Below are 8,345 nucleotides of genomic sequence, written 5' to 3'. Positions count from 1 at the left end.
CGACCAGGTCGAGTCCGCCATGGGGACGCGCAACTGGGCCGACATCTTCGCCAAGGTGGGTGCCGACCCGGACGAGGCCAACCGCCGGTTCAAGGAGCGCAACCAGCAGTCGTCGCGGCCGCCGACCCCGGAGAGCCCGGCGGATCTGGGCGAACCACCCCAGACCGACCTGTTCCGGCAGCTGTCCACGATCGCCCGGCGCCAGGTTCGCCTCGTCGTCTCCGACCGCGGTTACACGATCTTCCTGGCGATCCTGCCGTTCCTCATCGGTGCGCTGTCGCTGACGGTGAAGGGGCCGCACCCGGGCCTCGGCCCGGCCGACCCGATGGGGCCCGCGCCCACGCAGCCGCAGTACATCATGGTGCTGCTGAACATCGGTGCCGTCTTCATGGGCACCGCGCTGACCATTCGCGACCTGATCGGCGAGCGCGCCATCTTCCGGCGGGAGCAGGCCGTCGGCCTGTCCACCACCGCCTACCTGCTGGCCAAGATCGCGGTGTTCTGCGTCTTCGCCACCGCCCAGGCGGCGATCGCGACCATCATCGTGCGGCTGGGTAAGGGCGCGCCGACCGCGCATCCCCAGTTCTTCGGTAACTCCACCTTCTCGCTGTTCGTCACCGTGGCGGGCACCTGTATAGCGTCGGCCATGCTCGGGCTGCTGCTGTCGGCGCTGGCGCAGTCCAACGAACAGATCATGCCGCTGCTGGTGGTGTCGATCATGTCGCAGCTGGTGTTCTCCAGCGGCATGATCCCGGTGTATCAGCGCATCGGCCTCGAGCAGATGGCGTGGCTGACGCCGGCCCGGTGGGGTTACGCGGCGGGCGCGTCCTCGATCGACTTCCCGTCGCTGGTGAAGGTCAAGCAGATCCCGACCAACGACCCGATCTGGCAGCACTCGAAGCACATCTTTGTCTTCGACATGTTCATGCTCGCGGCGCTGTCGATCGGCTACACCGGCTTCGTCCGCTGGCATATCCGGCTGAAACGCTAGGCCGGCGCTACCAACCGCGATTTTCCAACCTGGATGTGATGACTCGACCTGAGCAGCCCGTGCTGACGGCTCGATCTGACCGCTCCGAAGGTAGTTTCGCCGCGGGGCGCGACGTGGTCGTCGGCAGCGACCTGCGGGCCGACCTGCGCGTGGCGCATCCGCTGATCGCCCGCGCGCACGTGCTGCTGCGCTTCGATCAGGGGCGGTGGCTGGCGGTCGACAACAACTCGCTGAACGGGGTCTACCTGGACGGCCAGCGGGTGCCGATCGTCGACATCCACGACGGCCAGACGATCAACATCGGCAAGCCCGACGGCCCGCGGATCACCTTCGAAGTGGGCATGGGCAACGTCGGCTTGCTCCCGCCGACCACGAAGTCCATCCCGATCATCACCGCCGCGCCCGGCGCCTCGGCGCCCCCGCGACCCGCGGCCGCCGGCCCGGCCCGGCCGGCCGCGCATCCCCCAAGGCCGCCCGCCTCGGCCCCGTCGCGTCCGTTCCCCCGGCGAGACACACAGCGCAGGTCGGCCGTCCCGATCGTCCCGCCGGAGGCCGCGACCCGCGCGGTACCGCAGTCCGGGCCGCATCCCGCCGCGCCGAACCCGCCGACCGGCAGGAGCAGCGACGCCGGGGAGTTCCCCACCACATGGGTCAGCGTCCCTGGGGGCGAATCCGAGCGCCGGCCGGCGGCCGGTCGCTCCGCCTGGATCGGGCGCGCGCTCAACAACGACATCGTCGTGCACGATGTGCTGGCCTCACGCCATCACGCCTTCCTGAACCCGACCCCGACCGGCGCCGAGATCCGCGACGCGAACAGCAGCAACGGCACCTTCGTCAACGGCGTCAAGGTCGGGTCGGCGGCGCTGACCGACGGCGACGTGGTGACCATCGGCAACGTCGACCTGGTGTTCCACGGCGGCGTGTTGGTTCGCCGTCAGGAGGCGGCGACCCGGGCCGGCGGCCTCGAGGTGCGCGAGGTCAACTTCGGCATCGGGGGCAAGAACCTCCTCGAGCGGATCTCGCTGGTCGCCCGGCCGGGCACGCTGACCGCGCTGATCGGCGGGTCGGGTGCGGGCAAGACCACGCTGTCGCGGCTGATCGCCGGGTATGCCACGCCGTCGTCGGGCTCGGTCACCTTCGAGGGGCACGACATCCACAGCGAGTACGCCTCGCTGCGTACCAGGATCGGGATGGTCCCCCAGGACGACGTCGTGCACCGCCAGCTCACGGTCAGCCAGGCGCTCGGCTACGCAGCTGAACTGCGCCTGCCGCCCGATACCAGCAAAGCCGATCGCGCGCAGGTCGTCGCCCAGGTCCTCGACGAGCTGGGCCTCACCGCGCACGCGGACACCCGCGTCGACAAGCTCTCCGGAGGCCAGCGCAAACGCGCCTCGGTGGCGCTGGAACTGCTGACCGGGCCGTCGCTGCTGATCCTCGACGAGCCGACCTCCGGCCTGGACCCGGCGCTCGACCTGCAGGTCATGACCATGCTGCGACAACTGGCCGACGCGGGCCGCGTCGTGCTGGTGGTCACCCACTCGCTGACCTACCTCGACGTCTGCGACCAGGTGCTGCTGATGGCGCCCGGCGGCAAGACGGCGTACCTCGGCCCGCCCGGCCAGATCGGCTCCGCGATGGGGACCACCAACTGGGCGCATATCTTCGCCAAGGTGGGCGCCGACCCGGACGAGGCCAACCGCCGCTTTCTCGCCCAGAACAGACCCCCGCCACCCACGCAGACCGAGGCGCCGGCCGAGCTGGGCGTGCCGGCGCACACCAGTAAGCGCCACCAGTTCTCCACGATCGCCCGCCGCCAGGTCCGGCTGGTGGTCTCGGACCGTGCCTACTTCCTGTTCCTGGCGGTACTGCCGTTCGTCATGGGCGCGCTCTCGCTGACCGTTCCCGGCACGGTCGGTTTCGGTTATGCGGATCCGGTGAGTGAATCGGCCGGCGAAGCCGGGATGATCCTCACCCTGCTCACCATGGCAGCCGTGTTCATGGGAACGGCGCTGACCATCCGCGACCTCATCGGTGAGCGGCCGATCTTCCGCCGCGAACAGGCGGTCGGCCTGTCGAGCACGGCCTATCTGCTGGCTAAGGTCGCGGTCTTCTGCACGTTCGCCGTCATTCAGGCCGCCATCGCCACGGCCATCGTGGTGGTGGGCAAGGGGCCCCCGACGCGACCGGCGGTGCTGCTCGGCACGTCCCGTTTCGCAGCCACTTTCGAGCTGTTCGCCGGCGTCGCGACGACGTGTGTGGCGGCGGCGATGCTCGGCCTGTTGCTCTCCGCGCTGGCCCGCTCGAACGAGCAGATCATGCCGCTGCTGGTGGTGTCTCTGATGATGCAGATGGTGCTGTCCGGCGGCATGGTGCCGGTCACCCATCGAATCTTCCTCGACCAGCTGTCCTGGCTGGTGCCCTCGCGGTGGGGTTACGCGGCCCAGGGCTCGACGGTCGACCTGTGGGCCGTGTCGCCTGGCCCGCAAAGCCCGCGGGACAGCCACTTCGAGCACACGCCGGCGGCCTGGCTGTTCGACATGGGCATGCTCGCGGTGCTCACCGTCGCCTACGCCGCGCTGGTGCGCTGGCGCATCCGGCTCCCCCGCTGAGCGCTCAGCCGTCGCCGTCCAGCCGCAGCCCGTGGGCCAGGGCGAACGCCACGGCCTGATCGACGTCGACGCGGGCACCGGCCAGCGAGGCCGTCGTCCACAGCGTCGAATCCACGGTGCTGCCGCGCAGGTCGGCGCCGTCCAGCCGGGTGCCGGCGGTCCGCGCCCCGCGCAGGTCCGCACCGCGCAGCACGGCCTTGCGCAGGTCGGCCTCCACCAGGCTGGTTTCCCGCAGCCGGCAGCCGCTCAGGTCGACGCCGCGAAGGTCGATGCCGCCGAGCACGGCCAGCGTGAAATCCACCTCGTCGAAGGTGATCGGCCGTAGTCGGCACTGCACGAACACCGAGCCCAGCATGGTGCACTGGTGGAAGGCGCTGTGCCACAACGACGTGCGCCGGAACGTGCAATTACGGAAGGCCGAGCCACGGTGTCCCGACTCGGCGAGGTTGGCGCCGCTGAAGTTGCATTCGGTGAACACGACCCGCTCGGTCTGCACCCTGGACAGGTCGTCGTCGGTGAAGTCGTGGGCCTCGAATTCCTGGTCGACCCACCGCGTGGTCAATTGGCCGACAGGCTGGCCAGGGCGTATTCGCTGACCGCGATCAGGGCGTCGGTCGCCGACCGGCGATCCCTGGCGTCGACCGTGATCACCGGGATGTGCGTCGGCAGGGTCAGCGCCTCGCGCACCTCGGCGACCGGGTAGCGGGGCGCGCCGTCGAACTCGTTGACCGCGACGAGAAACGGCAGGTTGCGGTGCTCGAAGAAGTCGACCGCGGCGAAGCTGTCCTGCAGACGGCGGCAGTCGACCAGCACGACCGCGCCGATCGCGCCGCGGATCAGGTCGTCCCACATGAACCAGAAGCGGCGCTGCCCCGGCGTGCCGAATAGGTACAGCACCAGGTCTTCGGCCAGCGTGATGCGGCCGAAATCCATCGCGACGGTGGTGGTTCGTTTGTCCGGGGTGGCCTCGAGCGCGTCGACGCCGTTCGAGGCGTCGGTGAGCATCGCCTCGGTGCGCAGCGGCATGATCTCCGACACCGCCCCGACGAAGGTCGTCTTGCCGGCCCCGAATCCGCCGGCGATCACGATCTTGGTCGACGCGTGGGCGCCGGAATCGCGCTGCACGTCAGAGTGCGCGTAAGCCACGCAGTGTCCTTCCTATGAGGTCGTGGCGCTCATCTCTGGTCGAACGCTCGGACAACGTCTTGTGCACTCGAACGTAGCCGGACAGCACGAGATCTCCGACCAAGACGCGCGCCACACCCAGCGGAAGATCCAGACGGGCCGAGATTTCGGCGACGGACGGGCTGTCGACGCACAGTTGAATGATTCTGCCTCGCGGGTCGTTGGGCGGCCACCGGTGCGTCAGCCCGGCCTGCAGCGATTGAATCGGCGCCTCGAGGGGAAGGTCGACGTTGGTGTCGGTCCGTCCCGACGTCAGGGTGTACGGACGGACCAGGTTCCCCTTGCGGTGCGCCGGCCAGTTCTCGGAACTATCCATCGGCGCTCACGAGTGCTGCTGCACGGCCGACCGGCGGGTCGACTGGACCACGCCGCCCACCCGTTCGACCAGGACTGCCATCTCGTAGCCGATCTGACCGATGTCGCACGACGCCACCGCGAGCGTCGCCAGGTGCGAGCCGTCCCCCACGCGCATCAGCAGCAGGTAGCCGTTCTGCATTTCGACCACCGACTGCAGCACCTGCCCGCCCTCGAACAGCTGCGCGGCCCCGGTGGCCAGGCTGGCCAGCCCCGAGGCGACGGCCGCGAGCTGGTCGGCGCGTTCCCGCGGGAGATGCTCACTGGCGGCGATGGGCAACCCGTCGACGGATACCAGCAGCGCGTGCGCGACGCCGGGGACCTCGCGGGCGAACCTGGTCACCAGCCAGTCAAGGGAATTGTCCGATGACGTCATTGTTGGTCGGATCCTTGGTCGGTCTCACGGGCGTGCGAGCGTCCGGTGCGCACGCCACCGAAATGGCTACTGAACGAGGCGCGAACCGCCTCGGGGTCCCGGGCCACAGGTCCAGTGGCCGCATGCTGCGGCTCCCGGTGCGATCGGCCGTTTTGGCCCTGCTCGGGCTCGGCGGGCTCGTCCAGGTCGGCGCTGTTGGCGTTCCCGGGTACCAGCCGGGCGCCCGGCGTGCGCACCGGCAGGCCGTGGTCGGTGGTGTGCGCCTCGACGGGTTTCTCGTCGGCCGCGGCCGCCAGCGTCCAGCCGCGGTCCCAGACCGACTGCCAATCCAGGTCGGGGCTGTTGGCCAGGTCGTGCGGGTCGCCCAGCATCTCCGACAGCATCCGCCGGTAGATGACGTCGTCGTCGGCCGGACCCGCCTGGGTCTTTGGGGCCGACGGGATGGACGAGACCGGGGCGGGTCGCGCCGGCAGGTCTGGCCGCGACTCCGTGCGGCCGTCGGCCTCCCGGGACCGGGCGGAGAAGAACGCCGAGGTGTCCGACGCCGCCCGCGCCGGCGCCGGTTTCTCGGGAGCCGGCGCCGACTTGGGCGTCTTCTCCCACCAGGGGGTCGCCAGCTCGCGGCGCTGGCGACTCGGCTGCTGCTCGGCGGGCGGGGCGGGGACTTCGGTGATACCGCTGGATCCCGGGTTGCGGCGCGGCAGCAACGTGACCGACGGCCCGGACGCATCCGGGGCGGCGTGCACCGCCGGCTCCCGCGGGCCGTCATCCTGCTCGGTGTCATCCGCGGCGGCGGTCACGCCGGCCAGCTCGGCGCTCGAGGAGGAGACCGCGCGAATGTGGCGGGGCGGCGCCGATTCGGCGGCGGCCAGCCCGGCGAGCACCGTCGGCGGCAGGTAGATCTCGGCGGTGGTACCCGAGCCCGATTCGTTGGCCGCCGGGCCGCGCAGCCCCACCCGGATCCCGTGCCGGGCCGCGATCCGGCCGACGACGAAAAGACCCATGTGCCGGGCGTTGTCGGGGCTGACGTCGCCGCCGGCCTGCAGCCGCATGTTGGCTATGCGCCGGTCGGCGTCGTTCATCCCCAGGCCGGCGTCGGCGATCCGCACCACGACTCCCCCGTCGCCGCCGCGGGACGCCGAGATGCGGGCGGAGGTCGTCGGCGGCGAGTAGCGCAGCGCGTTGTCGATCAGCTCGGCGAACAGATGGATGGCCCCGCCCGCGGCCGAGCCGATCAGCGCACAGTCGGGCATCCCGGCGACTTCGACCCGGCGGTAGTCCTCGACCTCGGACACCGCGGCGTTGATCACCGTGGCCAGCGGCACCGGGTCGCGCTGGTCGCGGGCGAGCTGCGCGCCGGCCAACACCAACAGGTTCGCGCTGTTCCGGCGCAGCCGCGCCGCGAGGTGGTCGAGCCGGAACAGGCTGTCGAGGCGGTCGGGGTTCTCCTCGTTGCGCTCCAGCCGGTCGATGAGCGCCAGCTGCTGGTCCACCAGCGTGCGGTTGCGCCGCGACATCGTCTCGAACATGTCGTTGACCAGCAGCCGCAACCGCGCCTCGTCGCCGGCCAGCAACAGGGCCTGGTTGTGCAGCTCGTCGACCGCGTGCGCGACCTGGCCGATCTCCTCGGTGGTATACACCGGCAGCGGGGTTGGAACCGGCTCGGCCCCACCGGCTTTCACGCTCGCGATCTCCTCTTCGAGATCGGTGTGGGCGACCTTGAGGGCGCCGTCACGCAGGATGCGCAGCGGCCGCACCAGGGCGCGCGCCACCAGCAGCACGACGACCAGCGCGATCACGATGGCGGCCAGCACCAGGACGGCGTCGGTGATCGCGGCCGAGCGCCGCTCGGCGGCCTGGGCGTGCACCGACTTGGTCACCGACGCGGTGGAGTCCTTGATGACCTGATCGGCGATGTCGTCGGTGGTCTGGATCGAACGCAGCAGGTCGGCGTTGTCGACGAGCACGCTGGCCGGATCGGACATGATCGCCATCCGGCTCACCATCTGCTGTTGCAGCGCCTTGGCCTGGGGCGATCCGGCGCCGAGCACCTCGCTCATGCCGAACAGCGTCGACGGCTCGGTGCCCGCCAGGGTGATCATCGACGTCCGCAGCTGCGGCTCGGGAAGCTCGGCCCCGCGGGTGATCAGGATCTTCTGCATCGTCATCTGTCCGCGGGCGCCGACGGCCCGGCTCAGACCCTGCGCCTGGGCGCGGATCTTTTCGTCGTCGACGCGGACCGAGGCGTTGATGACGTCTTCTGCCGTCAACAGGATCGGCGCGTAGAGCGTCACCCGCTCCCGCAAACCGAGGCTGGGGTCGGCCGCCTTGTTCACCAGCATCTGGCCGCCGTCGAGCAGGTTGCTCACCCCAGAGCTGACATCGGCGCTGACGTCGGTGTCGTCCAGCCTGGCCTGCAGCTCGTATTTGCGCGCCTCGTAGTTCTTCTTGGCGCCCTCGAGGTCGCGTCCGGTGGAACTGGCCACCAGCGCGACGTCCAGCGCCGACATGTACTTGGTGATCACCGGCACCACGTCGGCTCGGGAGGCGGCCAGCCGCAGCCCGGCCGCGTTGGCCATGGCGCCGTGAATGCGCAGCGCGCCGAACACCGTCGCCAATACCAGCGGGACCAGCACGATCGCCAGCACCTTCCAGCGCACCGGCCAGTTGCTCAGTGACCAGGTCGGCGGGCGTTTGGCACGCGCGGCCCCGGCACCGCTGTCGGGTGCGGGCTCTGCGACATCCGCCTCGGCCGGGCCGGCCGGGCGGGTGAACATGGTCACGTCATCGCGGCCGCGCGAACGGCCGCTGCGCTGACGCTGAGCGCTGA

7 protein-coding genes are annotated in these 8,345 nt (G+C 70.5%); 2 read left to right on the top strand and 5 right to left on the bottom strand.

The genetic code is table 11. From position 1 onward, the window contains the following. The coding region (locus tag AC5Y4H_RS24615) for an ABC transporter permease (protein ID WP_499986227.1) at positions 1 to 991 on the top strand (991 nt) is incomplete at its 5' end. A 38-nt stretch (positions 992 to 1,029) separates the two neighbouring features. Continuing rightward, entirely contained in the window at positions 1,030 to 3,600 is a 2,571-nt protein-coding gene (locus AC5Y4H_RS24610; protein WP_499986225.1) for an ATP-binding cassette domain-containing protein, read from the top strand. A gap of 4 nt (positions 3,601 to 3,604) precedes the next feature. Here AC5Y4H_RS24610 and AC5Y4H_RS24605 read toward each other — a convergent pair whose 3' ends face one another. From AC5Y4H_RS24605 to AC5Y4H_RS24585, 5 genes are read right to left on the bottom strand one after another with little or no spacing between them, the layout of a single operon-like run. Next, entirely contained in the window at positions 3,605 to 4,162 is a 558-nt protein-coding gene (locus AC5Y4H_RS24605) for a pentapeptide repeat-containing protein (RefSeq protein WP_499986224.1), read from the bottom strand. Beyond that, positions 4,159 to 4,746 carry a GTP-binding protein gene (locus AC5Y4H_RS24600; RefSeq protein ID WP_499986223.1) on the bottom strand — a complete coding sequence of 196 codons (588 nt, stop codon included), beginning with the start codon at positions 4,744 to 4,746 and terminating at the stop codon, positions 4,159 to 4,161. The genes AC5Y4H_RS24605 and AC5Y4H_RS24600 overlap by 4 nt, the downstream gene beginning before the upstream one ends. Continuing rightward, positions 4,727 to 5,101 (bottom strand): DUF742 domain-containing protein, encoded by a 375-nt coding sequence (locus AC5Y4H_RS24595; RefSeq protein WP_499986219.1) that lies wholly within the window; start codon positions 5,099 to 5,101, stop codon positions 4,727 to 4,729. The genes AC5Y4H_RS24600 and AC5Y4H_RS24595 overlap by 20 nt, the downstream gene beginning before the upstream one ends. A gap of 6 nt (positions 5,102 to 5,107) precedes the next feature. After that, a complete protein-coding gene (locus AC5Y4H_RS24590; RefSeq protein WP_065057133.1) occupies positions 5,108 to 5,515 on the bottom strand; it encodes a serine protease inhibitor in 408 nt (135 codons plus the stop codon). Continuing rightward, entirely contained in the window at positions 5,512 to 8,292 is a 2,781-nt protein-coding gene (locus AC5Y4H_RS24585) for a sensor histidine kinase (RefSeq protein WP_499986214.1), read from the bottom strand. Before AC5Y4H_RS24585 ends, AC5Y4H_RS24590 begins: the two co-directional genes overlap by 4 nt. Between the last annotated feature and the right edge of the window lie 53 nt (positions 8,293 to 8,345).

This window comes from Mycobacterium sp. NGS58 (assembly GCF_059812385.1).
This window is presented reverse-complemented; position numbering and strand designations above follow the sequence as displayed.

Bases quoted from the DNA above. Each gene is read 5' to 3' on its own strand.
- AC5Y4H_RS24585 (WP_499986214.1), bottom strand. From the start codon at position 8,292: ATGTTCACCCGCCCGGCCGGCCCGGCCGAGGCGGATGTCGCAGAGCCC.
- AC5Y4H_RS24590 (WP_065057133.1), bottom strand. From the start codon at position 5,515: ATGACGTCATCGGACAATTCCCTTGACTGGCTGGTGACCAGGTTCGCC.
- AC5Y4H_RS24595 (WP_499986219.1), bottom strand. From the start codon at position 5,101: ATGGATAGTTCCGAGAACTGGCCGGCGCACCGCAAGGGGAACCTGGTC.
- AC5Y4H_RS24610 (WP_499986225.1), top strand. From the start codon at position 1,030: ATGACTCGACCTGAGCAGCCCGTGCTGACGGCTCGATCTGACCGCTCC.